Here is a 26,149-nt window from a genome sequence, read left to right as displayed (position 1 = left end):
GCCGCCGCGCCCCTACCCGCAGGATCGACAGCATGGACACGACAACCCTCTCCAGCCAGCTCCGGCAGATGTGGGAGACCAGGCCACTCCGGGCCCGGCAGGCGCCGATCGCCGGCGTCTGCACGGGTTTCGCCCGCCGCTACCAGGTGGACGTCGCGCTCGTGCGCGCCGCCTTCATCGGGGCGACGGTGCTCGGCGGACTCGGCTTCGTCGCCTACATCGTCGGGATCTTCTTCCTCCCCAAGGAATCCGAGTACGCGTACGGCACGCCCGTACAGCGCTCGGGGCCGCCCACCTTCGTCCTGATCATCGCGGCGGTCCTCGCCGTGACCTTCGGCAGCAACTTCAGCTCGTCGTGGCCCGGCGCCGGACTGATCAGCCTCGCCCTGCTGCTGGCCGGCTGGTACGCGCTGCACCAGCGTCTCCCCGTCCCCGCGCCCGGCACCGCCGTCACGACCCGGTTCGCTCCCGCCCCGGTCGGCGCCTGGCAGCCGCCCGCCGCGGCGTTCCCGTGGCAGCCGGTATGGACCCCACCCACCACCGGCCAGGCACCGTCGGAACCGGCCCGGCCCACCGACGCACCCGCGCCGGAGGCGGCGCCCGAACCGACCTCGGCACCGTCGGGCACGGCACCGTCGACCCCCGTGAACCTGCGCAAGGCACCCGAGGACGGCTCGCGGGTCCAGACGCACGCGACGGAGGAGATCCACCCGCCGCGCTGGGATCCGTTGGGCGCCGCTCCCTTCGCCTGGGACCTGCCCGAGCCCGCCGCCGCCGTGGCGCCGGTCCCGGTCGGCCCGAAGCGACGCACGCGCGTGACGCCGGTGACGCTCGGCATCGCCCTGTTGACGGCTGCGGCGATCGCCACCGTGAACCTCGTTCTCGGCGTGCCGATCTCACCCGTGGTCGGCGCCGCCATCGTACTGGCCGTGGTGGGCGGCGGCCTCGTCATCGGCGCGTTCCGGCGCTCCGGGTACGGGCTGCTCGCCGTCGCCATCCCACTCGCGGGATTCGTCGTGATCGGCACCATGGCGCAGAACGTGATGTCGGGCTACGCCGACGCCCCGCGCGGCGACCAGAACTTCACGGTCACCGACCCGAGCACACTCCAGGAGAAGTACACCGTGCAGGCGGGCTCCCTGAACCTCGACCTGCGCGGGCTCGCCCTCGACCAGGATCGCACGGTCTACACCAAGGTCGCGGTCGGCGAGACGCGGATCAGTGTGCCCGAGAAGATGAACGTGATCGTGCACTGCTCGGTGGGCGTGGGCGACACGCACTGTCCCGACGGGCTGGTCCGCGGCGCCGCGGCCGCCCCGGGCTCGCCGACCTTGACGATCGTGGCCCGCGGCAACGTCGGAGACGTGGAGGTGACCCGTGTCCGCTGACCGCACCAGCACGGAGAACGGCGCCGCACCGCGCCACGGTTTCTCGCCCGCACTGCTCATCGCCGGCATCGCCGCCGTCGTGATCGCCGTCTGGGGCGCCGTCGGCGGCCCGAACCTGATCAGCGCGGGCACCCTCGTCGGAGGCCTCGCCATCGCCGCCGTCGCGGCGGCCGGGGTGCTGCTGATCAGGCCCCGAACACGGCCCGATGCTCCGAAGCCCACTGCGCCAGACCCGTCGCCGGACGGCCACTGAGCTCTTCGACCAGCGAGTTCGCCTCCTGCCGGTACCAGCGGGAGGCGTCTTGCAGGTCCAGATACCAGCCGGCCATGTCGCCCATCTGCGCCGTGAGCGCGGCCTCGGCCTCCTCGCGGCTGATCTGCTCGAACCGCACCTCGCGGCCGATGCCCTCGGCGATCCGTGCGACGGCGTCGACGCGGGTGAGGAACTCGGGGCCGGTGAGGTCGTACATCCGCCCCACGTGCGGGCCGCGGTCCTCCGCGGCGAGCAGTGCCGCCGCGACGGCGGCGATGTCGGCCATCGCGATCGGCGCGCCGCCCGCATCCGGGTAGGGCTCCCGAACGACGCCGTCGGCCACCTGGCCCGCCCAGCCCGCGAAGTTCTCCAGGAACTCCCCCGGGCCGAGCTGGGTGACGTCGAGGCCCGCGGCGAAGACCTCGTCGGCCAACGCCTGCCAATGCGCCCCACCGGACAGCGCCACCACGTACTGCACGCCGGCCGCCTTCGCACGCCGCAGCACCTCGGCCGCCGTGGGCTCGTACGGCGCGAGGTACATCGCGGTCACGCCCTCGAAGGCACCGTCGAGCGTCTCCGGCTTCCCGATGAAGCCGCTGAAGGCGTGCACCCCGCTCGGCAGCGCCGCCTTCGCGGGGTTCGTGGTGAGCGCGCGGATGTCGGTGACACCCCGTCCCACCAGTTCGTCGACCACTTTCCGCCCGATGTTGCCCGTCGCACCCGTCACCAGAATCGTCATGGCATCGACGGTACCGAGGGCACCGGTCAGAAGCTGACCGCTACGTCACGCCCCTACTCCCACTCGATCGTCCCCGGCGGCTTGCTCGTCACGTCGAGCACCACCCGGTTGACGTCCTCCACCTCGTTGGTGATGCGGGTCGAGATGATCTCAAGGGTCTCATAGGGCACGCGCGTCCAGTCCGCGGTCATCGCGTCCTCGGAGCTGACCGGGCGCAGCACGATCGGGTGGCCGTAGGTGCGGCCGTCGCCCTGCACGCCCACGCTGCGGACGTCGGCGAGCAGCACCACGGGGCACTGCCAGATGGTGCCGTCGAGGCCCGCGGCGGTGAGCTCCTCGCGGGCGATCGCGTCGGCCTTGCGGAGCAGGTCCAGCCGGTCCTTGGTGACCTCGCCGACGATCCGGATCGCCAGGCCCGGCCCCGGGAAGGGCTGCCGGCCGACGATCTCCTCCGGCAGGCCGAGCTCGCGGCCCACGGCGCGGACCTCGTCCTTGAACAGCAGCCGGAGCGGCTCGACGAGGGTGAACTCCAGGTCCTCCGGGAGGCCGCCCACGTTGTGGTGGCTCTTGATGTTCGCGGTGCCCGCGCCGCCGCCGGACTCGACGACGTCCGGGTACAGCGTGCCCTGCACGAGGAAGTCGACCGTGGTGTCCGCGTTCCCCACGACCTCGCTGACCGCACCCTCGAACGAGCGGATGAACAACTCGCCGATGGTCTTGCGCTTGGTCTCCGGATCACTGACTCCGGCCAGACGATCCAGGAAGGTCTTCTCGGCGTCGACGGTGACCAGGCGCGCGCCCGTGGCGGCGACGAAGTCGGTCTGCACCTGCTCGCGCTCGCCCTGCCGCAGCAGGCCGTGGTCGACGAAGACACAGGTCAGACGATCGCCGATGGCCTTCTGCACCAGCGCCGCCGCGACGGCCGAGTCGACACCGCCGGACAGGCCGCAGATCGCGAGGCCGTTCTCCCCGACCTGTGCGCGCACGTCCTCGATCAGCTGCTCCGCGATGTTCGCGGCGGTCCAGGTGGGCTTCAGCCCGGCGACCTCGTACAGGAAGCGCGTGAGAACCTCCTGGCCGTGCGGGCTGTGCAGCACCTCCGGGTGGTACTGGACACCGGCCATCCGCTTCTCGACGTTCTCGAACGCGGCCACGGGCGCGCCGGGCGTGGAGGCCACCGTCGAGAAGCCCTCCGGGGCGACCTGCACGGCGTCGTTGTGGCTCATCCACACCGGCTGCTCGGCGGGCAGCCCGACGTGCAGCACACCGTCGCCCGTGGGCGTCAGGGTGGTCCGGCCGAACTCGCGCCCACCCGTGTTGGCGACGGTGCCGCCGAGGGTCCGGGCCATCATCTGGAAGCCGTAGCAGATGCCGAACACCGGGACGCCGAGATCGAAGACCGCGGGGTCGAGGTTCGGCGCGTCCTCCGCGTACACCGACGCGGGACCGCCGGACAGCACGATCGCGGCCGGGTTCTTCTCCCGCACCTCCTCGGCGGTGATGGTGTGCGGCACCACCTCCGAGTAGATCCGCGCCTCGCGGACACGGCGCGCGATCAACTGCGCGTACTGCGCGCCGAAGTCGACGACCAGAACCGGGTTGGGTGAGGAGTCCGTCACCCGCAACAGTCTAGTTGCCGCCCGCCTCCGGTCAGGACACCAGGGCGCGCACGATTCCCACCCGCCTGCCGCAGAATAGGAATGGACGGCGTCAGCCTTCGCGGCGCCGGACCATCTCGGTGATCCAGATCGGCGCGAAGGGCGAGACGCAGCCCTTCGAGACCGGGTAGTCCGCCAGCACCTGCAGGTCCTCCCCTATCGCCAGAGCGCGCGCCCGGCGGGACGGGTCCTCGATGCCGATGGTCGCGAGGGTCTCGTTCATCGCCCACTGCAGTTTCGACGGGGCGTCGCGCATCTCGCGTTCGATGGTGTCGAGCAGGGCGTCGCGGTCGAGGTCTGCCGTGGTCACAGCGTGCGTCGTGAGCGCCCAGCCCGCCGCCCGCACCTGCGGATCGGCATCGCCCCACCACCGGACCAGGAGCTCCCCGGCGTGCGGCGACTTCTTCACCAGGTAGTTCAGCAGCCAGTCGTGCGCCTTGTCGCTGCGGGCGGACCGGAGCATCGCGTCGAACTCGTCCGCGGTGTACTGCTTCGGCCGGCTGATCAGCAGCGCCACGAGCTGGCCCGCGACGTCATCCGCGTCCCACAGCTCGCCGGCGAGTTCCCGGTCCGTGCCGAGCGCCTTCGCCACCGCCCGCAGCTTCGTGAGGTTCACCCCGTGCGGATCGCCGTGCCGCTCGTTGACGGCACGGGCCTTCGGATCCTCCAGCGCCGCCAGCTCGGCCAGTACCTCCTCGACGCGTGTCATGGCACCGAGCGTAACGACGGCGGACCGTCAGGCCTGCGGGGCCTGCGCCTCCTGTGCCGGGCGAACCTTCGGCAGGGGCAGGAGCAGCTGGCCGGGCGCGCCGGCGGGCACGGCGGGCGCCTTCGGCGCGGTCGGAGCGATGCGCTGGTAGCCGGCACCCTGCGCGGGACGCGGGTCCTGCTCGCCCTTGTTCGGCCAGAGCGACGCGGCGCGCTCGGCCTGCGCGGCGATCGACAGCGACGGGTTGACGCCGAGGTTGGCCGAGATGGCGGCACCGTCGACGACGAACAGCGACGGGTAGCCGTGGATGCGGTGGTACGGGTCGATGACGCCCGTCTCCGCCGTCTCCGAAATCGCTGCGCCACCGAGGAAGTGGGCGGTCATCGGGACGTTGAAGATGTCACCCCAGGTACCGCCGGCCACGCCGTTCAGCTTCTCCGCGCCGATCCGCGCCGCCTCGTTGCCCTTCGGAATCCACGTGGGGTTCGGTGCACCGTGGCCCTGCTTGGAGACCATGCGGCGCTTGCTGCTGCCCGGGATCTTCTTGGTGTAGGTGGTGATCGAGTTGTCCAGGCTCTGCATCACGAGCAGGATCAACACGCGCTGGCCCCAGTCCTTCTGCGTGAGCAACAGTTTCAGATCGCTCGGCTTCTTCGCCAGGTCGCGGACGAATCCCTTGAGCCGGGTGCGGCCCGGGCCGCCGTCGACCAGGAGCGACTGCAGCAGTCCCATCGCGTTGCGGCCCGGCCCGTACCGCACGGGCTCGATGTGCGTGTCCGGCGTCGGGTAGAAGGAGCTGGTGATCGCGACGCCCTTGGAGAGATCCTCGGCCGGGTCGACGACGGTGCGCGCGGAGCCGAGGATCGATTCCGAGTTGGTCCGGGTCAGCACGCCCAGGCGGTCCGAGAGCTTCGGCAGCGCGCCCGTGTCCTTGAGCGAGTGCAGCAGCGTCTGCGTGCCCCAGGTGCCGGCGGCGAAGACCACGTTGTCGGCGGTGTACACGGTGCGGTTCTTGCGCACCTTCGAGCCCGTACGCCGGGTGTCGACCTCCCACACGCCCTTGCGGCCCTCTCGGAGCCCCGTCACCGTCGTCATCGGGATGAACCGCGCCCCACCGGCCTCGGCGAGGTGGATGTAGTTCTTCATCAGCGTGTTCTTCGCGCCGACCCGGCAGCCCGACATGCACTGGCCGCACTCGGTGCATCCGGTACGCGCGGGGCCCGCACCGCCGAAGAACGGGTCCGCGTCGGTGCGGCCCGGCTGGTTGAAGTACACGCCCACCGGGGTCTCGGTGTACGTGTCCGCGACGCCCATCTCCTCGGCGATCTGCTTGATCACCCGGTCCGACGGGGTCTCGTGCGGGTTCTTCACCACACCCAGCATCCGCCGGGCCTGGTCGTAGAACGGCGACAGCTCGTCGTCCCAGTCGGTGATGTGCTTCCACTGCGGGTCGTTGAAGAACGGCGCCGGAGGCTTGTACAGCGTGTTCGCGTAGTTCAGCGACCCACCGCCCACGCCGGCGCCGGCGAGGACCACGGCGTCGCTGAGCAGGTGGATGCGCTGGATGCCGTACAGGCCCATCGACGGCGCCCACACGAACTTCTTGAGGTTCCAGGTGCTCTCGGCGAAGTCCTCGTCCTCGAAGCGCCGGCCGGCCTCGAGCACACCGACGCGGTAGCCCTTCTCGGTCAGACGCAGCGCCGTGACGCTGCCACCGAACCCGGAGCCGATCACGAGCACGTCGAAATGATCGCCCGTGTTCTGCTTGACTGCCTTGGCCATCTGGCACCCCTCACCCGTCCGCGGAAGGACATGTGTCGTCACCGGGCCGCGGCTGAAACGGCCCTACTGACGGGTAACGGTACTACTAAACTCCACTCAATAACAGTGGTTCGTGCTCAGTACGCGACGTTGAGCCCGACCTTCTGGAACTCCTTGAGCTCGCTGTAGCCGGACTTGGCCATCGACCGGCGCAGACCGCCGACCAGGTTCAACTGGCCGTTCGGCTCCGTCGACGGGCCGTTGAGGATCGTCGCGAGCGACGGTGCGGCACCCACTGCCGCGTCGTCGCCGGCGTCCAGCCCGCCCAGCTGCGCGGGCGCGACCGCGCCGCGCGGGATCGACGGGTGAGCGGCCACCGACGGCCAGTACCAGCCCTTGCCGGGCGCCTCGGCCGCGAGGGCGAGCGGAGCGCCCAGCATGGTGGCGTCGGCGCCGCAGGCGATCGCCCGCGCGACATCGCCGGCGCTGTAGATGTCGCCGTCGGCGATCACGTGCACGTACCGGCCACCGGTCTCGTCCAGGTAATCCCGGCGGGCCGCAGCGGCGTCGGCGATGGCCGTGGCCATCGGGACGCCGATGCCGAGCACCTCACGGGTCGTGGTCGCGCCCTCCGCGGAGCCGTACCCGACGATGACGCCGGCCGCGCCGGTGCGCATCAGGTGCAACGCGGTGCGGTGATCGCTCACGCCGCCCGCGACCACCGGCACATCGAGATCGCCGATGAAGGTCTTGAGATTCAGCGCCGAGCCCTCGTTCGAGACGTGCTCCGCCGAGATGATCGTGCCGTGGATGACCAGCAGGTCGATCCCGGCCTTGACCAGGACCGGGGTCAGCTCCTGGGCGCGCTGCGGCGAGACGCGCACGGCCACCGTCACCCCCGCGTCGCGCACCCGGCCGACGGCCGCCGCGAGCAGCTCGGGATCCAGCGGCGCGGCGTGCAACTCCTGCAGGCGGCGGATCGCGGCGATGCCGGTGATGTCGGAGGCGGCGAGCGCCACGACCTCCTCGAGCTTCGCCTCCGCATCGCGGTGTCGCGAGTACAGACCCTCGGCGTTGAGCACGCCCAGGCCGCCCAGCCTGCCGAGCTCGATCGCGAACTCCGGCGAGCCGATCGCGTCCGTGGGGTGCGAGAGGATCGGGGTGTCGAAGCGGTACGCGTCGAGCTGCCAGGCGGTGGACACCTCCTTCGAGGAACGCGTGCGGCGCGACGGGACGATGTTCACGTCCTGCAGCTCGTAGGTGCGTCGGGCCGTGCGGCCCATGCCGATCTCAACCATGTCGCGCAACGCGCTCAGTCCTTTCCGGACGGGAGCGGGGCATCGTCGGCCCCGGGGAACGTGTGAGGACTGCCGGACTACCGCGTGGTGTAGTTCGGCGCCTCGACCGTCATCGTGATGTCGTGCGGGTGCGATTCTTTCAGACCGGCCGCCGTGATCTGCACGAACTGGGCGCGCTGCAGGTCCTCGATGGTCTGGCTGCCGGTGTACCCCATCGCCGCGCGGAGGCCGCCGGTGAGCTGGTGGATCACCGAGCTCAGCGGGCCGCGGAAGGGCACCCGGCCCTCGATGCCCTCGGGCACCAGCTTGTCCTCGGAGAGCACGTCGTCCTGGAAGTAGCGGTCCTTGGAGTAGGACTTCCCCTGGCCGCGGCCCTGCATGGCGCCGAGGCTGCCCATGCCGCGGTAGCTCTTGAACTGCTTGCCGCCCACGAGGATCAGCTCGCCCGGCGACTCCCCCGTGCCCGCGAGCAGCGAACCGAGCATCGCCGTGGACGCGCCGGCCGCGAGGGCCTTCGCCACGTCACCGGAGAACTGCAGGCCGCCGTCGGCGATGACGGGGACGCCCGCGGGCGCGCACGCGGCATTGGCCTCGAGGATCGCGGTGATCTGTGGTGCACCGACGCCGGCGACGACGCGGGTGGTGCAGATCGAGCCGGGGCCCACGCCGACCTTCACGCCGTCGACGCCGGCAGCGACCAACGCCGCCGCGCCGCTGCGGGTGGCCACGTTGCCGCCGATGATCTGCACGTCGTCACCGAGCTCGTGCTTGAGCTTCTCGATCATGTTGAGCACGCCGCTCGAGTGGCCGTGCGCCGAGTCCACCACCAGCACGTCGACACCGGCGTCGCGCAGCGCCATGGCCCGCTCCCACGCCTCGTCGCCCGCGCCGACGGCCGCACCGACCAGCAGCCGACCGTCCGAGTCCTTGGTCGCGTTGGGGTGCTGCTCGGTCTTGACGAAATCCTTGACGGTGATCAGGCCGGTGAGCCGGCCACTGCCGTCCACGATGGGCAGCTTCTCGATCTTGTGCCGGCGCAGCAGGCCCAGCGCCGCCTCGGCGGTCACGCCCTCCTGCGCGGTGATCAGCGGCGCCTTGGTCATGACCTCGGCGACGGGACGGTCGAAGTCGACCTCGAAACGCATGTCGCGGTTGGTGATGATCCCGACCAGCGTGCCCTTCTCGTCCGTCACCGGTAGGCCGGAGATGCGGAACCGGGCGCACATCTCGTCGACCTCGCGGAGCGTGTTCGACGGGCTGCACGTGACCGGGTTGGTGACCATGCCGGCCTCGGACCGCTTGACGGTCTCGACCTGCCCCGCCTGCGCCTCGATCGACAGGTTGCGATGCAGCACGCCCATGCCGCCGTTGCGGGCCATGGCGATGGCCATCCGCGCCTCGGTGACGGTGTCCATCGCGGAGCTGATCAGCGGGACCCGCAGCGTGATCTCGCGCGTGAGCCTGGTGGAGATGTCCACCCCCGACGGAATCACATCGGAGGCGGCGGGAACGAGGAGCACATCGTCGAAGGTGAGGCCGAGCATGGCGACCTTGGACGGATCGTCACCACCGATGCGAACAGAGCCGGGAGCGGGCGCGGAAGAGGCGGAACGCGTCATGTATCCATGGTACGCGGCGGATACTTCTGCTCGTGCAGCGCGTGTGACTGGCCAGAACAGGGCATTTCTGCGTACCGTGGGGGCGTGCGCAACAATCTTCCCCCCGGCCTTCCGCCGGACCCGTTCGCCGACGATCCGAGCGACCCCACGGCCGCTCTGGACTCGCTCGACCCCGGCCAGCCCCTCGATCCCGCCGAGCGGCTCGCCGTCGAGGAGGACCTGGCCGACCTGTCCGTCTACGAGGCGCTCCTGGCCCATCGCGGTGTCCGCGGCCTGGTGATCTGCTGCGACGACTGCCAGGAGGATCATTACCACGACTGGGACATGCTGCGCGCGAACCTGCTGCAACTGCTGGTGGACGGCACCGTCCGGCCCCACGAGCCCGCGTACGATCCGGCGCCCGACGCGTACGTCACCTGGGACTACTGCCGCGGCTACGCCGACGCCGCGATGAACCTCGCGAACGAGGAATAGGCGCCCGAATCCACGAAGGCCCCCACCGACGGTGGGGGCCTTCGTGGTCGTCACGGCTACCGCGGGAACAGCTCCGGCGGGAGCACCGTGGTCGTCTCGGTCGCCGCGGCCGTCGACGTGCTGGTGGTCCTCGGCGGTGGCGTGGTGGTGGTCGTCGCCGGCGGTGTCGTGGTGCTCACCGTCGTGGCCGTCGTCGTCGGTGCCGTGGTCGTCGGTTCGATGGTCGTCGGCTCGGTCGTCGTCGGGCGCGTCGTCGTCGGTGTCGGCCGCGGAGTGGTCGGACGCGTGGTCGGCACCGGCGTATCGAGGATCGTCGGGTACGGCACCGTCGTCGGCGGCCTGGTCGGCACCGTCGAGGGCGAGGTCGGTGACGTCGGCGGCGCCGAGGGCGTCGACGGTGCGGACGTGGGCAGGTCGGTCGACCCGACCGGCAGCCCGGCACGCGCCTCCGCGGCCCGGATCCGCTCCTCGAGCGCGGCGCGGTCCTTCGCGTTCTTCACCTTCGCGGCCTGCTGCCGGGCACTCACGAGCGCCGTCTGCGCCGCCGCCTGATTGCTGCCGCTGATCTCCTCGTCGGCCTTCGCGATCTGCGCCTTCGCCTCCGACGTGGCGACCGTCTGCGAGGCGGCGTCCGAGAACACGACCTCCTTGACGCTCCACAGAGCCCCGTCACCCGGGTCGGCGGAGTTCACGAGTACGCCACCGCCGCCGATGATCGCCACGGCGGCCGCGGCCGAACCGGCGATCAGGCCGAACCGGCGACCCCGCCGCGAGGGCGCGTTCGCGATGTCGGTCACGTCACCGTCGGCCGACGGTGCGTCCGGCGTCCCGCCCACGAGCGGCGCCGGGGGCGGTGCCACGGGACGGGCGGGCCGCAGGCCCCGGCCCCGTCGGCCACCACCGGTGGCGGCGACGATCTCGTCGATCGACGGACCCGAGGGCACCGGCGTGGTGACGATCTCGTCCCGCCAATCGGCGAGCAGCGATGCGAGGGTGAACTCCGTCTGATCCGCGGTGGTGACGGCGCCGCCGGCGGCGAGCGCCTCGATCAGGTCGTCGTCCCGCCGGACCGCGGCCACGTCGACGGGCGCACCGTCGTCGGTGACGCGGTCGACGAAGCCGGTGTCGCCGTCGCGGAAGTCGCGCGGAACACCGGGGCGCATCGGGCGCATCGGCGGCCCCAGACGGTGAGTGGCCGTGCGCTCAGGATCCTGGGGATCGAAACGCCCCTGGTTGTTCCCGGGCTTGTTCGTATCGTCGGCCATGTCAGTTCTCACCTTCTTTCGCGATCTGGTTCTTCAGCTTGGACAGCGCGCGATGCTGGGCGACGCGGACGGCACCCGCTGTGCCACCCACCGCCTCCGCGGTCTCCTCGGCCGACAGGCCGACGACCACGCGGAGGATCAGGATCTCGCGCTGTTTCTCGGGGAGCGTGCTGAGCAGGCGGGCCATGTCGCGGCTCGCCTCGGTGGCGAGCGCTCGACCCTCGGGTCCGCCGTCCAGCGACGCTCTCTCTGGGATCTCGCTGACAGGGTCGGATTTGTTACGTGCTGCGCCACGGAAGCCGTCCGCGACCTTGTGCGCGGCGATGCCGTACACGAACGCCATGAACGGGCGTCCCTGGTCCTCGTACCGGGGCAGAGCCGTCATCACAGCCATGCACACCTCCTGCGCGATGTCTTCAGCGGACAGCGAGTGACGCTCGCCACCACCGACCCGCGCGCGGCAGTACCGCACGACGAGGGGTCGGATGGTGTCGAGAACATCTGCGAGCGCGGACCTGTCGCCGCGCGCTGCCTCGCGCACGGCCCGGTCGAGCTCCTCACCTGTCAGATTCATCGCCAGCCTGCATCCTGCCGTTACAACCGTGCCAATCCCGCGCCATGACGAATCCAGACCGCCTCCACGGCCGCGGCGTCGCGCGCGAACGCCTCCCCATGCCCCTCCTCCGACAACGCGACCAACATCTTCGCTCCGGCCCACCTTAGAGGATCGAGCCCTTGCGAGGTGGCGACGCCGTACGCCGTCATCGTGAGTTCCCGCGCCCGGTCCGGGGAGCCCGACGCCATCGCCGCAGAACCCGCGATGAGCAGCGTCTTCGCGTGGTGCCGTGGCGCGGTCGGCCCCGGATCGGCCGACAGCAGGGGAGCTATCGCCGCAGCCGCGGCGGCGGCGTCCCCGGTGTAGACGGCGAGCTCCGCAGCCACCCAATCGCGGCGCAGTCGGGCGCGCGGCACCGTCCACCACGGGATGTCGTACGCCGGGACCGCATCGGACCGGTGCGCATCCGTGGCCCCACCCGCTCGGAGATGCTCGTCCGCGCGCGCGAGCAGGCGGGCGCTCAGTGCGTGCCGACCGGTACCCAGAGCGTCCGCGGCGAGACCCACCGTCGCATCGACCGTCAGCGCCACCGACAAACCGTACCCCGGTTGCTCTCCGATTGAATCCGCAAGGCTCAGCGCGGCACCGTCGGGCAGCGCGGCGGCGCGGTGGGCGCCGGACTGACGGAGCATCGAGCCCTCCAGGCAGCGCGCCGCGGCGGCGAACGGTCCCCCGGTCACGCCCGCGGCGAGCGCCCGGGCGGCCGCGAACCGTCCCGCCCCGGCGAGCGCGACGGCGCGCAACCACAGCCGCCCACCGGCGCAGTCAGCGGGCCCCGTGACACCCGCAGCCGCACCGAAGGCGGCGGCGAGAAGCTCCTCCGTACCGTCGGACGCCGGATCCGCATGTCCAGTTTCCAAAGATTTAACCTTCCACAATTTGCAGCAACGACAATGGTGTCGAACGGCCCCGCACGGGCGTCAATGTTACCGGTATGTAAAGCGATCGCCGGGCGTGTTCCATGCCGCTGCGACCGAAGGTCACGACGCGTTCGACCGCGTCATGGACGTTCACCTGCGACGATCGCCGTCGAGCCCCGGAGGTCACGGACGCACCACCGGCCCATATCTCCGCGAATAAATGAACGCAACGTTAATTCTCACGGCGACCGAAGGAGCCCCGCAATCGCCCGCAGCGGGTTGACCTTCGTCTGGCGAACTGCCTACGGTGAACGAGCGAGAGGAACAACGACGTTTCCACGCCAGCGAGATCGCCGAGTGTTTGGAGAATGCGCATGCCTCAACCCAACGAGCTCCCCGGTCCCAACGCGGATTTCTGGGACTGGCAGATGCACGGCGTGTGTCGCGGCGTCGACAGCTCGGTGTTCTTCCATCCCGACGGCGAGCGGGGCCGGGCACGCGCTCAGCGCGAACGGCGGGCCAAGGAGCTGTGCCGCACGTGTCCCGTGCTGACGCAGTGCCGCGCGCACGCGATCGCCGTCGCGGAGCCCTACGGCATCTGGGGCGGCCTGTCCGAGTCCGAGCGTGCCGCGCTGGCATCCAAGAGCCGGGTCAAGACCACCCGCATCGCCGGTTAGCCGTACCCGGCCCCGACGACGAAGCGCCCCCGGCCCGAAGGCCGGGGGCGCTCGTCGTGTGAGCCGCGCTCGGGAGGATCTCCTAGTGGGAGTGTCCCGCGTGCGCGTCCTCGGGCTCCTCCGCCGGCTTGTCGACGACGGTGGCCTCGGTGGTGAGGATCATCCGGGCGACCGACGCGGCGTTCACCACGGCGCTGCGGGTGACCTTCACCGGGTCGATGACGCCGTCGGCGATGAGGTCGCCGAACTGCAGGGTCGCGGCGTTGAAGCCCTCCCCCGTCTCGGTCACCCGGTTGACGATGACGGCACCGTCCGCGCCCGCGTTGGTGGCGATCCAGAACAGCGGGGACGTCAGCGCGCGGCGGAACGCGCGCACGCCCAGCTGGAAGTCGCCCTCGCTGCCGTCCTCGAGGTCGGCCAGCTGCGCGCTGACCTTGACCAGCGCGGTGCCACCGCCGGACACGATGCCCTCCTCGACCGCGGCACGAGCGGCGGACACGGCGTCCTCGACGCGGTGCTTGCGCTCCTTGAGCTCGGTCTCGGTGTGCGCGCCGACGCGGATCACCGCGACGCCACCGGCCAGCTTCGCGAGGCGCTCGGAGAGCTTCTCGCGGTCCCAGTCGGAGTCGCTGTTCTCGATCTCCGCCTTGATCTGCGCGGTCCGCTGCTGCACGTCCTCCTTGGCCCCGGCACCGTCGACGATGGTGGTCGAGTCCTTGGTCACCTCGACGCGCCGGGCGCTGCCCAGAAGGTCGACGCCGGCCGTGGCCAGAGAGAGGCCCAGGTCGGTGTTGATGACCGTGCCGCCCGTGACGATGGCGAGGTCCTCGAGGAACGCCTTGCGGCGATCACCGAAGAACGGCGCCTTCACGGCGACGGCGCGGATGGTCTTGCGGAGGGTGTTGAGGACCAGCGTCGAGAGCGGCTCGCCCTCGACGTCCTCGGCGACGATGAGCACCGGCTTGCCGGTCTCGAGGATCTTCTCGAGCAGTGGCAGGAAGTCGGGCAGCGACGCGATCTTGTCGCGGTAGAGCAGCACGAGGGCGTCGTCGAAGACGACCTTGCGCTCCTCGAGGTCCGTGACGAAGTTCGGGGAGATGTAGCCCTTGTCGAACTGCACGCCCTCGGTGACGACCACGTCGGTCTCCACGCCCGAGCTCTCCTCGACGGTGACGACGCCGTCGGCGCCGACCTTGCCCATCGCCGAGCCGATCATCGCGCCCAGCTCCTCATCGCGCGAGCTGACGGTCGCGACCTGCGCGATCGCCTTCTCGCCGTCCACCGGGGTGGCCTGCGAGACGAGGATGTCGGCGGCCTTGTCCGCGGCCGCGCCGATGCCCTTGCCGAACTCGATCGGGTTGGCGCCGGCCGCGACGTTGCGCAGGCCCTCCTTGACGATCGCCTGGGCGAGCACGGTGGCGGTCGTGGTGCCGTCGCCGGCGATGTCGTTGGTCTTGGTCGCGACGGACTTGACCAGCTGGGCGCCCAGGTTCTCGACCGGGTCCTCCAGCTCGATCTCCTTGGCGATGGTCACACCGTCGTTGGTGACGACAGGGCCGCCGAAGGCCTTGGCCAGCACGACGTGCCGGCCACGCGGTCCGAGGGTCACCTTCACTGCGTCGGCCAGCTCATCGATGCCGGCTTCCAGGCTGCGGCGTGCGCTCTCGTCGAATGCGATCTGCTTAGCCATGTTTCAAAGCTCCTAAGGCTCTGGTGAGAAAGACGAACCGCCCCGCCTCAGCTTCGGGCGGGGCGGTCCGGACTTCGCACGTGTGCGGCCGACTACTTGCCGATGACGGCGAGGACGTCGCGCGAGCTGAGCACGAGGTACTCCTCGCCGTTGTAGTTGAACTCGGTGCCGCCGTACTTGCTGAACAGCACGGTGTCACCCTCGTTGATGCCGGTCGGGACCCGGTTGCCCTGCTCGGTCACGCGGCCCTCGCCCACGGCGACGACGGTGCCGGTCTGCGGCTTCTCCTTGGCGGTGTCCGGAATGACCAGGCCCGACGCGGTGGTGGTCTCGGCCTCGGTGGCCTTGACCAGGATCTTGTCGTCAAGCGGCTTGATGTTCACGCTTGCCACAGTTCGCCTCCATGTATGGATGTTCGGTGTCATGTTGTCTGGCCCGAAAGTCACAGCCGTCGTCGCGGGTGCCGGCGTCACCTTGTGTGTACGGGGTGTCCCGCACACACGAACCACTTAGCACTCTACCCACGGGAGTGCTAGCACTTCAAGGGCGGGACTGACTGCGCGCGGCGTGGACCGCGCCGACCGCGAGCAGGCCCACTCCGACCACGAGGAACGCGACGACGCGGACGGCACCGTCGAGGGCTGCGAGGTCGAAGAGGAACAGTTTGGCGACAGCCCCGCCGATCATCGCCAGTCCCGCCACGGTCGACACCGTTCCGCGCGGCGAGCGGCGCTGCAGCAGCAGGTGGGCGCCCGTCGCCATCCAGACGACGGTCGCGACGCCGTGGCCCCACAGCATCCCCTGGTCGCCGCCGAGCGCGGAGCCGAGGTTCGCCAGCAGGGCGGTCGCGGCTCCGAGGGCCGCGCCGCCGCCGAGCACGCCGATCAGGGCCCGGACCTGCGTGGGCACCACCGGCAGCAGACGCCACAGGGCCGCGGCGGCGAAGACCACCGCGAGGGCCGCCGTCGCGATCGCCGCCGGGCTCCCCGAGGCCTGCGCGACGGGATCGAGGCGGAACACCGTCGACCCGAACCGGCCGAGCGCCACGAGCAGTCCCACGCCGCCCAGCGACGCTCCCGCCCAGCAGGCCGACGGTTCGCGGCGGGCCACCACGAGCGCGCCGGTGCCGAGAGCCAGGACGACGGTGGCGAGCCACGGGTCCGGCACCGCGACGACCGAGCCGATGAGGGCGGAGAACGCCGCGACTGCGAACCACGCCCCGCGCACCGATGGCGCCGTGCCGGGCAGGAGGCCGAGGGCCGTCGTCGCCGCGACGAGCGCGAGGGCCGCACCGGCTGCCGCCCAGTCGGGCGCGCCGATCCCGGCGACGAGCACCGGCAGCACCGCGACGATGCCCGCGGAGACGAGTGGCCAGCACCGCCCGGCCCGCGCAGCGGGATCGGCGGCGGCGAGCAGCCCGACGACCGCGGCGAGTACTGCGCCGCCGAGGACGGGCAGGGAGTCGGCCGCACCGGCCGCCAGTGCGAGGACCGCGAACGTGCCGGACGTCCCGACCGCGCGCACGACGTGCAGCCACGGCCATGCCGCGGGTCGGGCGACGCCGATCGAAGCGATGGCGAGAATGAGGACGAATCCGGCGAGCAGGTAGGCGTTGTGGGCGAGGGCCGGCGCGAGCAGGTAGATCGGGGCGAACAGCGCGATCCCGAGCCACTGACTGCGCCAGCGGGAGGCCAGCGCGAGCCCGGCGAGCGCGATCAGGCCGGAGCCCGCGAGGCCGGCGGCGGGGTGGACCCAGTGGTAGATCCCGGTGACGGCGACGACGTCGAGATGGGCCGCGGCGATGCCGGTGGCCGCGAGCGCGGTGGCTCCGACGCGGCCGCCGGGACGGGCGTGCACCCGGAGTGCCGAGCCGATCAGCCCTGCCGCGAGGGCGGTCCCGAGGCCGACGCGAACGGCGGGTCCGAGGAGCCCCGCTTGTGCGGCGAGCGCGAGGAGCAGGGCGACGCCGATCAGGGTGACCAGCACGCCCGCCCCGGCGAGCACTCGGGCCACCGTGAAGACCGACGTCCGCACCGGTCGGGCGGGCGCCGGTAGCGGACCGAGGAGCGCGGAGGAGAAGGGCGTCGGCGCCGGCGGCGCAGGCCGGGGATGCGGCGCGGGCATCGGCGGCATCGGACGCGACGGAACCGATCCGGGCGCGGCCGGTCGGCGCGCCTGCGAGATGAGCACGGGCCCGGCGGCCGACCGCTGCAGCGCGCCCAGCTGGCCCTGCATCCACTGCAGCCGCTTGACGGTGATGTCGAGTTCGATGGCGAGCCGATCGATCCGGGGATCGGTCTGCGCGAGGATCTGAGGCATACCCCTACGCTGCCGCGCCGGGACGCGGCGCGGCAGCGTAGGACTACTCAGTCCCGGGCGGTACTTCCCACCTCGGGGCCTCGAACGTCGGCCGGGGCCTCCGGGCCGGGGACCGGCGCACCGTCGGACCTGCCCGGGCGGGCCAGGGCGAGGACCGACACCGTGCCCGCGAGGCCGACCAGGGTGAGCCCGACGACCACGGCGATCGCGGTGGTCATGCCCGGCAACAGGTGGCCGGGGAGCGCGTCGGAGCCGGCGCTGGTGGTGATCGCGGTGACGACGGCCATCATCACGGCGCCGCCCACCTGGATGAAGGTGTTGAGCAGACCGGAGGCGAGGCCCTGCTCGTCGTCGTCGACGCCCTCGGTGGCCTGCGAGTTGACCGCCGGGAAGGTCAGGGCGAAGCCGACGCCGAGCAGCAGGATCGTCGGGAACAGGAACAGCCAGTAGCTGGCCCCGGCCTCGGCCCTGAGGAACCAGACATAGGCGCCGAGGAAGGCGGTCAGACCGACCGCGACGAGGACGGTGCTGTTCACGCGGTCGAGCACGGCGTCGATCTTGGTCGCCGACGCGACCACGAGCAGGCCCGCGGGCAGGAAGGCCAACGACATGGCGACGGGGCTCCAGCCCAGCGAGTCCTGGACGTACAGTGTGACCAGGAACTGGAAGGCCGCGTAGCCGCCGAACATGACGAATCCGGCGAGGTTGGCGTGCACGAGGCGAACGGACCTCAGAATGGCGAGCCGAACCAGCGGGTGCGGGTGCTTGACCTCGGTCACGACGAAGGCCACGGCGAGCAGCGCGGACACCGCGAACAGGATGAGCACCGTCGGCGAGGCCCAGCCCAGGTGCGGCGCCTGCACCACCGTGTACACGAGGATGAGGAGCGCGCCAGTCGAGGTGAGGGCTCCGGCCACGTCGAACCGCTTGAGCGAGAAGGTCTCCGACGGTGCCGTGTGCGGGATGACCTTCCAACCCAGGACGAGCAGGGCAAGGGCGATCGGGCCGGGGAACAGCAGGGTCAGGCGGTAGGAGACCTCGGTGAGCAGGCCGCCGAAGACGAGGCCCAGCGAGAAACCCGAAGCGCCGCAGACGGTGTAGATCGAGAAGGCCTTGTTGCGCGCGGGCCCCTCGGCGAAGGTCGTGGTGATGATCGACAGGCCGGCCGGAACGGTGAAGGCCGCGGCGACGCCCTTGATGAAGCGCAGCGCGATGAGCGCGGCGGGCAGGTCGACGAAGGCGGTGGCGACGGACGCGACGCCGAAGACGAGGACAGCGCCGAGGAAGACGGGGCGCCGGCCGATCAGGTCGGCGGCGCGGCCGCCGAGGAGCAGCAGGCCGCCGTAGCCGAGGACGTAGCCGGAGACGATCCATTGCAGGGACGACGGGTCCATGCCGAGTGCGGCCTTGATGGAGGGCAGTGCCACGCCCACCATCGAGATGTCGAGGGCGTCGAGGAACAGGGCGCCGCAGAGGACGAGCAGGAGCAGCCAGGTGCGGGAGGCCCAGCCGGAGGCGGTGGTGACGTGGAGTTCTTCCCTCCCGGGGTTCGGGTTCGACGGTGCTGTCGGGGGTTCGTGTGTCGTGGTCACCACCAGAACTCTATGCGCATGCATTGAATGTGTCTACATATATTTCCGAGGAATATTTTGCGGGCGTCCGGTGTAGACTGCGGACATGAGCGTCAAAGGCGACGTCGCGACACTCCACGCGAACACCTGCACCCCCGCGGACGATGCGCTGGCGGAGCAGTGGCACCGGCTCATGCGGGACTACTCGCGCATGACCTGCGCGCTGGACCGAGCGCTGGCCGCACACGAGCTGACCTCGTCGGAGTTCGAGGTCCTGGAGCAGTTGGTCCGTGCCCGCGCCGCCGACAGCGGCGAGGTCCGCATGTCGGATCTGGCCGAGCACGTGCACCTGTCGCAGTCGGCATTGTCACGGCTGGTGGCACGCCTGGAGAAGGACGGGCTGGCCGTGCGCAGCATGTGCGAGAGCGACCGGCGGTCCGTGTTCACCACGATCACCGACAGGGGCCGCGAGCGCTACGACGCGGCTCGGCCGACCCAGCGCGCCGTTCTGCGCGCCGAGTCGGCCGAGTGCGAGATGCGCGAGTACCTGTGCGGCGACGAGGCCTGATCAGCCGGCCAGAGCGTCGACCGCCCGGTCGATGAGGTCCGCGATCTCCCGAGGATGCGAGGCCAGCGAGGCGTGGCTCGCGTCGAGCTCGATGACCTCGCGAGCGCCGATGCGCTCCGCCATCCGGCGCTCGTTGTCCGGGTGGATCATCCGGTCCTGCGTGGACACCTGGTACCAGCTGGGCTTGTGCCGCCACGCCGGATCCGTCACCGTGTCGCCGAAGGTCGAGCCCAGCGGCGCCTTCTGCGTGACGGCCATGACGAGCGCCGCGTCCTCGTCGAGGTCCTGAGCGAAGCTCTCGCGGAAGCGGTCCTGCGCGATCCACAGGTAGCCGTCGGAGTCGGGTGCGATCGCGTCGAACGCCGCGGGCGGGTGCTGCTCGGTGATCGCGCCGGGACTCTCGCCCGCGTCGGGCGCGAAGGCCGCGACGTAGACCAGGCCCACGACGTTGGGCTGGTTCCCGGCCTCGGTGATCACCGCGCCGCCGTAGGAATGTCCGACGAGCAGGACCGGTCCCTGCACCTGGGCCACCATCTTCCGGGTGCGTTCCGCGTCGTCGGCGAGCGAGGTGAGCGGGTTCTCCACCGCTCGCAGCTCGGGGTAACCGCGCCGCCGCAATTCGACGACGAGCTCGCCCCAGTGGGCCGCACCGCCCCAGAATCCGTGAACCAGGACGATCGTGGGCTTCTCCGTCATCGCTCGTGACCTTTCGTGTGCTGTGACCTACCCTTACCCTGTCCACGCTAGAAGGATGCGGAGTCAATTCCCATGCCTGATTCACCCTCTTTCTTTGCCGATCGTCTCGATGAAGGGCCGGACGCGCTGAGCGCGCTCCTTCGCGCGGCGCGCCTGCGCGGCGGCCGGGTGCGCCGAGGGAGGGCGACCGGACCGGTCGCGCTGCGCGTTGCGGACCGGCGGGTCGCGCACCTCGCCGTCTCCCCCGGGGTGACCGTGCAGGTCGGCGGGACGACGGTGCCGCTCGCCCCGTCCGACATGGCCCTCCTAGCGCGCGGCGACGAGCACGTACTGTCCGGGCCGGACGGCGCCGAATGGGTGACCGGCGAGTTCACGGCGGATCACGCGATCGCCGACCCCGTGCTCGCCGTTCTCCCGCCCGTCATCCACTGCACTGGAGCCGCACCGGACGCACTGTGGCTGCGCACCAGCCTGGAACTGTTGCTCCGCGAGACCGATTCGCCGAGCCCGGGGAGCCATGTGATGGCGGCGCGGATCCTCGACCTGCTGTTCATCCATGCCCTGCGCCGATGGGCGGCCGAGGCCGAGGTCACGCCCGGCTGGCTCACCGCGGCGATGGATCCGCGGCTCGGCCCCGTGCTGACCGCGGTGCACGCCCACCCCGAACATCCGTGGAGTATCGACGAACTCGCGCGCATCGCCGCACTGTCGCGGTCCGCGCTGGCGGCGCGGTTCACGCGGTTGCTCGGCATGCCCCCGGCGGCGTACGTCACCGCGCAGCGGCTCGATCGGGCGGCGGAGCTGTTGCGCGATACCGATTCCCCCGTAGGCGAGGTCGGAACCGCCGTCGGCTACGCCTCCGAGGCCGGGTTCAGCCGCGCCTTCCACCGACGGTTCGGAGCACCGCCATTGCGGTGGCGCGGCACCGTCGGGTGAGCGGGGACGCCCGACTGCCTGCGGCACCGGGGAATCAGGTCACGGGTCCGTGGAAGTACCAGAGGTGTCCTTCGGGGTCGCGCACGCCGTACTCGCGCACGCCGTAGGGCTGCGTCGTGGGTTCCTCGACGATGTCGGCGCCGCGCGCGACCGTCCGCGCGTGGTGCGGATCGGCGTCGTCCACCGAGATCACCGTCATGCTGCTCACGCCGCCGAGGTGACGGGGTGAGCTGTACCCCTCCCCCGTCGGATGCAGCCAGATCGCGTGATCACCGGCCAAGAGCTCGCCGTGCACCGCAACGCCGTCCGGCAGCCGAACCAGCGGCCCCGGGGTCAGCCCGAAGGTCTCGGCGAGGTAGGTGTGTGCCGCGGCCAGGTCCTCGTAGACCAGCAGCGTGGTCGTGTTCCGGGCGATCGGTTCCATCCGGGTCATCTCCTCGATGATCTCCAGCAGTGCCTGCGGGTGGACCTCGCCGCGTCCCAGTTGCCCCGTGATCGCCCGCAGCTCCGCAGCGAGCCGGGTGGCGGCCGCGACGGTCCTGTCGGTATCCGCGAGGTGCCTGGTCAGCATGGCCCCGAGGTCCCAGGTCGGGGCGTCGAGGAGAGAGCCGATCTCGGCGAGCCGGAAGCCCAACCGCCGCAGCGCGAGGATCCGGTAGAGGCGCTCGATGTTCTCGACGCCGTACACCCGATGTCCGCCACGCGTCTGGCCGTCCGGGATCAGCAGTCCGGTCTGGTCGTAGTACCGCAGAGTGCGGACCGTGACGCCGGTCCGCTCCGCGAGATCGCCGATCTTCCACCCGCCGCCGTGGGATTCCGCGTGGTCGTCCATGCCTCCGACGGTAGGACCTGACGTCGCGTCCGATGCAAGGGTCGGCGACTAATGCGCGGCTTCGGCGACCTTCGGCTTCGGGATCATCAGCGCGATGACGCCGGCCACCACCGCGGCCACAGCGGCGACCACGAAGATCGTCTCGAAGGCGCCCTGCGTGGGGACCACGTGCCCGGCCACGGTCGCCGACTTGGCGGAGATGATCGCTGCAGCCAGTGCCGAGCAGATCGTGGTACCCACGGCCCGCATGAGCGCATTCAGCCCGATCGCCGCGCCGGTCTCGTTCTCCGGGACGGAGGACATGATGATGGTCGGCATCGACGCATAGGCGATGGCCACGCCGATCGTCCCTATCCCGTAGGCGATCGCCAATTGCCACACGGATCCCATCAGCGCGTACGCCAGAACGTAGCCGCCCGCCAGCACGAAGGCACCGATCGCCAGCGCCGTCGTGGCGCCGAACCTACGAATCAGCACCGTCGACGTGGGCGCGAACACCATCATCATCAGTCCGCCGGGCAGCATCCACAGGCCGGCCTCGAGCATCGTCTTACCGAGCCCGAAGCCGGTCGACGCGGGGAACTCCATGATCTGCGGCACGCAGAGCATCAGCGACATCATTCCGAAACCGACGGTGACCGTCGCCAGGTTGGTGATCAGCACGCGCGGGCGAGCCGACGTGCGCAGGTCGATCAGCGGCGCGGGATGCCGCAGCTCGTAGGCGCCCCACGCCAGCAGGACCACCAGGCCGCCGACGAACAGGCCGATCGTCTCCGCCGAGGCCCAGCCCCACTCGTTGCCCTTGGTCACCGCGACGAGGGCGGCCACGAGGCCGACGGCGAGCCCGAGCGACCCGATCACGTCGATCCGACCGCCGGCGCCCGGGGCACCGTCGGGAAGAACGAAGACGACGGCCGCGAGGATGAGGACCGCGAGAACGGTCGAGACCCAGAAGAGCATGTGCCAGTCGAAGGTCTGGGCGATCCACGCCGACAACGGGAGGCCGACGGCCCCGCCGACGCCGAGGGTCGCGCTCATGGCGGCGACGGCCGTCGCCGTCATCGCGGGGGGCGTGACCTCCCGCATCATCGAGATACCGACCGGGATGAATGCCATCGCCAAGCCCTGCAGGACGCGGCCGGTGAGCATCAGCAGGAGGCCGGAGGACAGAGCCGTGGCGAGCGATCCCGCGACCAGGAGCACGGAGCTGAGGATCAGCACGCGACGCTTGCCGATCATGTCGGCGAGGCGTCCGCCGAAGGGCATCGCCACGGCTGCCGCGAGCAGCGTGGAGGTGATCACCCAGGACGCGTTGGCCGACGAGGTGTTCAGCAGCTGCGGCAGTTCGGGCTGGATCGGGATCACGAGCGACTGCATGAGAGCCGCGACCATGCCACCGAAGCACATGATCGCGACGGTGACGAGTGGATGGTTCCGGCGGGAACCGCGGGCCGCGGCGGGGACGCCCTGCCCTGCGGCGGTGATGGAGGTGGTCACGTCGGCGACCTTTCAGCGGAAGTATGTAACATGCATATCGATGTCGCTCGCAACTGTAGGCACGGGGCGCGACGACTCGCAACACGGACATTCGACGCGCCGCGCGAAACGAGGGACCACATGGACGATTCAGCGCTGCGCTTCGAGCGCGAGATCATCGCTCTGGGCCAGCACCTCCGGGCGCGGCCCCGATCGACGGACCTGGCGCTCGACAAGTCGGCCTACCACATCCTGCTGCTGTTGGATAACACCGAATCCTGCACGCTGCGCGAGATCGCGGACGCGCTCGAGCTCGAGCAGTCGACCGTGAACCGCCAGGTCAACAAGGCCATAGGCGCGGGCCTACTCGAGGCCACCGGAACCACGTGCCCGAAACCGATTCGCCCGACGGACGCCGGCAGGGCTGCGTTCGCCCACGATCGTGCACACAAGCTGCGCACTATCGCGTCCTCGCTGGGTCAGTTGCCGCCCGCCGAACGCGAGTCCCTCATCTCCGGCCTGGAGGCGCTCAACACCGCACTCGAGGCCGACCCGCAGCCCTGACCTCGCACCCGCCGGCTACAGCTTGGTGACGCGCACCGACAGACCCGGATCGGTCGCGGAGCCGAGGTCGGTGGGCGTCGGGTCCGCGTCGATGACGTGTGCGCCGAGGGTCGCGATCATCACGCCGTTGTCGGTGCACAGCCGCGGCTTCGGGACGCGCAGCGCGATTCCCGCCGCGTCGCACCGCTCCTGGGCCAGCGACCGGATGCGGGAATTCGCGGTGGCGCCGCCGCCGAGCACCATCGTCTCCACGCCGATGTCCTGCACCGCGCGGATCGCCTTGAAGGTCAACACGTCCGCGACCGCCTCCTGGAAGGAGGCGGCGATGTCCGGCACGTTGAGCGCCCGCCCCGCGGCCTTCTCCGCCTCGACGTGCCGCGCGACGGCCGTCTTGAGGCCGCTGAACGAGAAGTCGTACCGCGCATCCTGCTGCCGGGTCATGGCGCGCGGGAAGCGAATGGCGTTCGGATCCCCCTGCCGCGCGAGCTCGTCGATGACGGGCCCGCCCGGGTAGCCGAGCCCCAACAGCCGCGCGACCTTGTCGAACGCCTCCCCTGCCGCATCGTCGACGGTGGTCCCCAGCTCGGCGATCGGGGCGCCCAGGTCGGTCACGTGCAGGAGATGGGTGTGGCCGCCCGACACGAGCAGCGCCACGCACGGCGGCATCGGGCCGTGTTCGAGGGTGTCGACGGCCACGTGCCCGCCGAGGTGGTTGAGACCGTAGAAGGGGATGTCCCACGCCGCCGCATAGGCTTTCGCGGCGGCGACGCCCACGAGCAGCGCGCCCGCGAGGCCCGGGCCGATCGTGACGGCGAGGGCGTCCGGACGGTCGACCCCCGCGGTGGCGAGGGCCCGGTGCATCGTCGGGACGATCGCCTCGAGGTGGGCGCGCGAGGCGACCTCGGGTACTACTCCCCCGTATCGGGCGTGCTCGTCCTGCGAGGACGCGACCTCGTCGGCGAGCAGTCGCGCCGTCTTCGACTCCGGATCCCAGTCGACGATGCCGACGCCCGTCTCGTCGCACGAGCTCTCGATGCCCATGACGATCATCGCTGTTCCTGCGCTTCCCGCTTCATCGTGTACGCATCCGCCCCGGAGGGACGGTAGTAGTTCTTCCGCACCCCGACGGTGACGAATCCGTTGCGCTCGTACAGGGTCCGGGCCGGATCGTTGTCCGTGCGGACCTCGAGGAAGACCGCGCCGCCGTGCCTGTCCGCCTCGTCGAGCAGGGTGCGCAGCAGCGCGTAACCCACCCGGCGACCCTGGTACGCCGGGTCGACGCCGATGGTGAGGACCTCGGACTCCGGGAAGAAGCTGTTGCCCAGCAGCCCGATCCCGGCGTAGCCGACCAGATGCCCCCCGTCCCGGGCGGCGAAGAACCGGGTGTGCCGCTCGGGCGCGAACGCCGAAGCCGGCCACGGGCTGTCACCGTCGAACAGGATCGTCTCCAGCTCGGCGCACCGCTCGGCCTCGTCGGGACGTAGGGCCCCGATCGCGATGTCACGCACGCGCTGCCGTTTCGACGGCGTCGGGGCGGCGCAGGTACAGCGGTATCAAGGCCCGCGGTTCAGTGCCGAACAGGGGCTCCGCGACGGCGACGAGGCTCGCCGGGTCGGGCGATCCCTCGACGATGCGGGCCCCGTCGGTGTTCAGCTCGGCGGGCTTAACGACCCCGGGACCATCGACGCGGGCACCGTCGGCGTACCGGGCCCAGTAGACCTCTTTCCGGCGGGCGTCGGTCACGACGACCACGTCGCCCTCCTCGCCGTGCGCGATCGCGTCGAGGCTGCAGACACCGTGCACCGGGACGCCGAGGGCATCGCCGAACGCGGCGCCGGTGGCCATGCCCACGCGCAGGCCGGTGAACGGGCCGGGACCGCAGCCCACGACGACCGCGCCCAGGTCCTCCCGGCGGAGCCCCGCCTCCGCCAGACATTCGAGCAGGTAGGGCACGAGGACCTCGGCGTGGCCACGGGCGTGCACGCGATCGCGGCGGGCGAGGACGATGCCGGAATCGGAGTCGACGATGCCCACCGTGAGCGCCGGCGTGGCGGTGTCCAGGGCGAGCACGTACATACCTGCAGGTTACCGCCTCGGCACGGTGCGCCTCGAATCCGCGGGCACACAGCGGTGATGCCGAGCCCGACGAATTCCGTGAACCTGTCGGAGGCCTGGCGCAC

At 71.0% G+C, this 26,149-nt stretch carries 26 protein-coding genes; 7 read left to right on the top strand and 19 right to left on the bottom strand.

Annotation, left to right across the window (positions count from 1 at the left end; genetic code table 11):
- Window positions 1–32 precede the first annotated feature (32 nt).
- Window positions 33–1,388, top strand: coding sequence for a PspC domain-containing protein (locus tag ABZX10_RS15320; protein ID WP_355541263.1), 1,356 nt, complete (start codon window positions 33–35; stop codon window positions 1,386–1,388).
- Complete coding sequence (locus tag ABZX10_RS15315; RefSeq protein WP_355541260.1) at window positions 1,378–1,641, top strand: hypothetical protein; 264 nt, start codon at window positions 1,378–1,380, stop codon at window positions 1,639–1,641. Before ABZX10_RS15320 ends, ABZX10_RS15315 begins: the two co-directional genes overlap by 11 nt.
- On the opposite strand, the gene ABZX10_RS15310 is transcribed toward ABZX10_RS15315, so the two are convergent.
- From ABZX10_RS15310 to guaB, 6 genes are all read right to left on the bottom strand, one after another.
- Complete coding sequence (locus ABZX10_RS15310; RefSeq protein WP_355541257.1) at window positions 1,574–2,380, bottom strand: NAD(P)H-binding protein; 807 nt, start codon at window positions 2,378–2,380, stop codon at window positions 1,574–1,576. The two genes, ABZX10_RS15315 and ABZX10_RS15310, sit on opposite strands and share 68 nt — an antisense overlap.
- 53 nt (window positions 2,381–2,433) lie before the next feature.
- Complete coding sequence (gene guaA, locus ABZX10_RS15305; RefSeq protein WP_355541254.1) at window positions 2,434–3,999, bottom strand: glutamine-hydrolyzing GMP synthase; 1,566 nt, start codon at window positions 3,997–3,999, stop codon at window positions 2,434–2,436.
- Between the two features lie 91 nt (window positions 4,000–4,090).
- The gene (locus tag ABZX10_RS15300; protein WP_355541251.1) at window positions 4,091–4,747 is read right to left on the bottom strand and encodes a DNA alkylation repair protein; all 657 of its coding nucleotides are present in this window, start codon (window positions 4,745–4,747) and stop codon (window positions 4,091–4,093) included.
- Window positions 4,748–4,774: 27 nt separating this feature from the next.
- Window positions 4,775–6,529, bottom strand: coding sequence for a GMC family oxidoreductase (locus tag ABZX10_RS15295; RefSeq protein WP_355541248.1), 1,755 nt, complete (start codon window positions 6,527–6,529; stop codon window positions 4,775–4,777).
- 116 nt (window positions 6,530–6,645) lie between these two features.
- On the bottom strand, window positions 6,646–7,815 hold the full coding sequence (locus tag ABZX10_RS15290; RefSeq protein WP_355541245.1) for a GuaB3 family IMP dehydrogenase-related protein: 1,170 nt from the start codon (window positions 7,813–7,815) through the stop codon (window positions 6,646–6,648).
- 68 nt (window positions 7,816–7,883) lie between these two features.
- On the bottom strand, window positions 7,884–9,425 hold the full coding sequence (guaB, locus tag ABZX10_RS15285; RefSeq protein ID WP_355541242.1) for an IMP dehydrogenase: 1,542 nt from the start codon (window positions 9,423–9,425) through the stop codon (window positions 7,884–7,886).
- An 84-nt stretch (window positions 9,426–9,509) separates the two neighbouring features.
- On the opposite strand from guaB, the gene ABZX10_RS15280 reads away from it, so the two are divergent.
- Window positions 9,510–9,899, top strand: a complete 390-nt coding sequence (locus tag ABZX10_RS15280; RefSeq protein WP_068522523.1) for a DUF5319 domain-containing protein — start codon at window positions 9,510–9,512, stop codon at window positions 9,897–9,899.
- Between the two features lie 56 nt (window positions 9,900–9,955).
- On the opposite strand, the gene ABZX10_RS15275 is transcribed toward ABZX10_RS15280, so the two are convergent.
- From ABZX10_RS15275 to ABZX10_RS15265, 3 genes are read right to left on the bottom strand one after another with little or no spacing between them, the layout of a single operon-like run.
- A complete protein-coding gene (locus tag ABZX10_RS15275) occupies window positions 9,956–11,164 on the bottom strand; it encodes an anti-sigma-D factor RsdA (protein ID WP_355541237.1) in 1,209 nt (402 codons plus the stop codon).
- A 1-nt stretch (window position 11,165) separates the two neighbouring features.
- Window positions 11,166–11,738 carry a sigma-70 family RNA polymerase sigma factor gene (locus ABZX10_RS15270; protein ID WP_355541234.1) on the bottom strand — a complete coding sequence of 191 codons (573 nt, stop codon included), beginning with the start codon at window positions 11,736–11,738 and terminating at the stop codon, window positions 11,166–11,168.
- Window positions 11,739–11,758: 20 nt separating this feature from the next.
- A complete protein-coding gene (locus ABZX10_RS15265) occupies window positions 11,759–12,640 on the bottom strand; it encodes a hypothetical protein (protein WP_355541231.1) in 882 nt (293 codons plus the stop codon).
- 374 nt (window positions 12,641–13,014) lie between these two features.
- Between ABZX10_RS15265 and ABZX10_RS15260 the strand changes: the two genes are divergently transcribed.
- Complete coding sequence (locus ABZX10_RS15260) at window positions 13,015–13,317, top strand: WhiB family transcriptional regulator (protein ID WP_355541228.1); 303 nt, start codon at window positions 13,015–13,017, stop codon at window positions 13,315–13,317.
- Window positions 13,318–13,399: 82 nt separating this feature from the next.
- Here the strand turns inward: ABZX10_RS15260 and groL are convergent, their stop codons facing one another.
- From groL to ABZX10_RS15240, 4 genes are all read right to left on the bottom strand, one after another.
- The gene (groL, locus tag ABZX10_RS15255) at window positions 13,400–15,007 is read right to left on the bottom strand and encodes a chaperonin GroEL (protein ID WP_355541225.1); all 1,608 of its coding nucleotides are present in this window, start codon (window positions 15,005–15,007) and stop codon (window positions 13,400–13,402) included.
- Between the two features lie 92 nt (window positions 15,008–15,099).
- Window positions 15,100–15,399 (bottom strand): co-chaperone GroES, encoded by a 300-nt coding sequence (gene groES / locus ABZX10_RS15250; RefSeq protein WP_068573370.1) that lies wholly within the window; start codon window positions 15,397–15,399, stop codon window positions 15,100–15,102.
- A 148-nt stretch (window positions 15,400–15,547) separates the two neighbouring features.
- On the bottom strand, window positions 15,548–17,326 hold the full coding sequence (locus ABZX10_RS15245) for a hypothetical protein (protein WP_355541221.1): 1,779 nt from the start codon (window positions 17,324–17,326) through the stop codon (window positions 15,548–15,550).
- A gap of 47 nt (window positions 17,327–17,373) precedes the next feature.
- Window positions 17,374–18,942, bottom strand: a complete 1,569-nt coding sequence (locus ABZX10_RS15240) for an MFS transporter (RefSeq protein ID WP_355541218.1) — start codon at window positions 18,940–18,942, stop codon at window positions 17,374–17,376.
- Between the two features lie 148 nt (window positions 18,943–19,090).
- On the opposite strand from ABZX10_RS15240, the gene ABZX10_RS15235 reads away from it, so the two are divergent.
- On the top strand, window positions 19,091–19,465 hold the full coding sequence (locus ABZX10_RS15235; protein ID WP_355541507.1) for a MarR family transcriptional regulator: 375 nt from the start codon (window positions 19,091–19,093) through the stop codon (window positions 19,463–19,465).
- Here the strand turns inward: ABZX10_RS15235 and ABZX10_RS15230 are convergent, their stop codons facing one another.
- Window positions 19,466–20,161: an alpha/beta hydrolase gene (locus ABZX10_RS15230; RefSeq protein ID WP_355541215.1), complete on the bottom strand. Its 696-nt coding sequence runs from the start codon at window positions 20,159–20,161 to the stop codon at window positions 19,466–19,468.
- 72 nt (window positions 20,162–20,233) lie between these two features.
- Between ABZX10_RS15230 and ABZX10_RS15225 the strand changes: the two genes are divergently transcribed.
- Entirely contained in the window at window positions 20,234–21,097 is an 864-nt protein-coding gene (locus ABZX10_RS15225; protein WP_355541212.1) for an AraC family transcriptional regulator, read from the top strand.
- A gap of 34 nt (window positions 21,098–21,131) precedes the next feature.
- Here the strand turns inward: ABZX10_RS15225 and ABZX10_RS15220 are convergent, their stop codons facing one another.
- The gene (locus ABZX10_RS15220) at window positions 21,132–21,929 is read right to left on the bottom strand and encodes a MerR family transcriptional regulator (protein ID WP_355541209.1); all 798 of its coding nucleotides are present in this window, start codon (window positions 21,927–21,929) and stop codon (window positions 21,132–21,134) included.
- 48 nt (window positions 21,930–21,977) lie between these two features.
- Complete coding sequence (locus tag ABZX10_RS15215; RefSeq protein ID WP_355541206.1) at window positions 21,978–23,426, bottom strand: MFS transporter; 1,449 nt, start codon at window positions 23,424–23,426, stop codon at window positions 21,978–21,980.
- Window positions 23,427–23,546: 120 nt separating this feature from the next.
- Between ABZX10_RS15215 and ABZX10_RS15210 the strand changes: the two genes are divergently transcribed.
- A complete protein-coding gene (locus tag ABZX10_RS15210) occupies window positions 23,547–23,969 on the top strand; it encodes a MarR family transcriptional regulator (protein WP_355541203.1) in 423 nt (140 codons plus the stop codon).
- A 15-nt stretch (window positions 23,970–23,984) separates the two neighbouring features.
- Here the strand turns inward: ABZX10_RS15210 and tsaD are convergent, their stop codons facing one another.
- The 3 genes from tsaD to tsaB are packed head-to-tail and all read right to left on the bottom strand — an operon-like array spanning window position 23,985 to window position 26,045.
- Window positions 23,985–25,019, bottom strand: a complete 1,035-nt coding sequence (gene tsaD, locus ABZX10_RS15205; protein ID WP_355541200.1) for a tRNA (adenosine(37)-N6)-threonylcarbamoyltransferase complex transferase subunit TsaD — start codon at window positions 25,017–25,019, stop codon at window positions 23,985–23,987.
- Window positions 25,016–25,477 (bottom strand): ribosomal protein S18-alanine N-acetyltransferase, encoded by a 462-nt coding sequence (gene rimI, locus ABZX10_RS15200; RefSeq protein ID WP_355541197.1) that lies wholly within the window; start codon window positions 25,475–25,477, stop codon window positions 25,016–25,018. Before rimI ends, tsaD begins: the two co-directional genes overlap by 4 nt.
- On the bottom strand, window positions 25,470–26,045 hold the full coding sequence (gene tsaB / locus ABZX10_RS15195; RefSeq protein WP_355541193.1) for a tRNA (adenosine(37)-N6)-threonylcarbamoyltransferase complex dimerization subunit type 1 TsaB: 576 nt from the start codon (window positions 26,043–26,045) through the stop codon (window positions 25,470–25,472). Before tsaB ends, rimI begins: the two co-directional genes overlap by 8 nt.
- Window positions 26,046–26,149 lie beyond the last annotated feature (104 nt).

Source organism: Tsukamurella sp. NPDC003166 (genome assembly GCF_040611135.1).
GTDB lineage: Bacteria > Actinomycetota > Actinomycetes > Mycobacteriales > Mycobacteriaceae > Tsukamurella.
Note: the sequence above shows the minus strand (reverse complement) of the source record. Positions and strands in the feature narration are given on the sequence as shown.

Excerpts from the sequence above, each read along its gene's own strand:
- ABZX10_RS15300 (WP_355541251.1), bottom strand. The coding sequence starts at position 4,747 with ATGACACGCGTCGAGGAGGTACTGGCCGAGCTGGCGGCGCTGGAGGAT.
- ABZX10_RS15210 (WP_355541203.1), top strand. The coding sequence starts at position 23,547 with ATGGACGATTCAGCGCTGCGCTTCGAGCGCGAGATCATCGCTCTGGGC.
- groL (WP_355541225.1), bottom strand. The coding sequence starts at position 15,007 with ATGGCTAAGCAGATCGCATTCGACGAGAGCGCACGCCGCAGCCTGGAA.
- ABZX10_RS15225 (WP_355541212.1), top strand. The coding sequence starts at position 20,234 with ATGCCTGATTCACCCTCTTTCTTTGCCGATCGTCTCGATGAAGGGCCG.
- ABZX10_RS15295 (WP_355541248.1), bottom strand. The coding sequence starts at position 6,529 with ATGGCCAAGGCAGTCAAGCAGAACACGGGCGATCATTTCGACGTGCTC.
- ABZX10_RS15310 (WP_355541257.1), bottom strand. The coding sequence starts at position 2,380 with ATGACGATTCTGGTGACGGGTGCGACGGGCAACATCGGGCGGAAAGTG.
- ABZX10_RS15275 (WP_355541237.1), bottom strand. The coding sequence starts at position 11,164 with ATGGCCGACGATACGAACAAGCCCGGGAACAACCAGGGGCGTTTCGAT.
- ABZX10_RS15240 (WP_355541218.1), bottom strand. The coding sequence starts at position 18,942 with ATGCATGCGCATAGAGTTCTGGTGGTGACCACGACACACGAACCCCCG.
- ABZX10_RS15235 (WP_355541507.1), top strand. The coding sequence starts at position 19,091 with ATGCGGGACTACTCGCGCATGACCTGCGCGCTGGACCGAGCGCTGGCC.
- ABZX10_RS15245 (WP_355541221.1), bottom strand. The coding sequence starts at position 17,326 with ATGCCTCAGATCCTCGCGCAGACCGATCCCCGGATCGATCGGCTCGCC.
- ABZX10_RS15270 (WP_355541234.1), bottom strand. The coding sequence starts at position 11,738 with ATGAATCTGACAGGTGAGGAGCTCGACCGGGCCGTGCGCGAGGCAGCG.
- ABZX10_RS15220 (WP_355541209.1), bottom strand. The coding sequence starts at position 21,929 with ATGGACGACCACGCGGAATCCCACGGCGGCGGGTGGAAGATCGGCGAT.
- ABZX10_RS15320 (WP_355541263.1), top strand. The coding sequence starts at position 33 with ATGGACACGACAACCCTCTCCAGCCAGCTCCGGCAGATGTGGGAGACC.
- ABZX10_RS15230 (WP_355541215.1), bottom strand. The coding sequence starts at position 20,161 with ATGACGGAGAAGCCCACGATCGTCCTGGTTCACGGATTCTGGGGCGGT.
- tsaB (WP_355541193.1), bottom strand. The coding sequence starts at position 26,045 with ATGTACGTGCTCGCCCTGGACACCGCCACGCCGGCGCTCACGGTGGGC.
- tsaD (WP_355541200.1), bottom strand. The coding sequence starts at position 25,019 with ATGATCGTCATGGGCATCGAGAGCTCGTGCGACGAGACGGGCGTCGGC.
- guaB (WP_355541242.1), bottom strand. The coding sequence starts at position 9,425 with ATGACGCGTTCCGCCTCTTCCGCGCCCGCTCCCGGCTCTGTTCGCATC.
- ABZX10_RS15260 (WP_355541228.1), top strand. The coding sequence starts at position 13,015 with ATGCCTCAACCCAACGAGCTCCCCGGTCCCAACGCGGATTTCTGGGAC.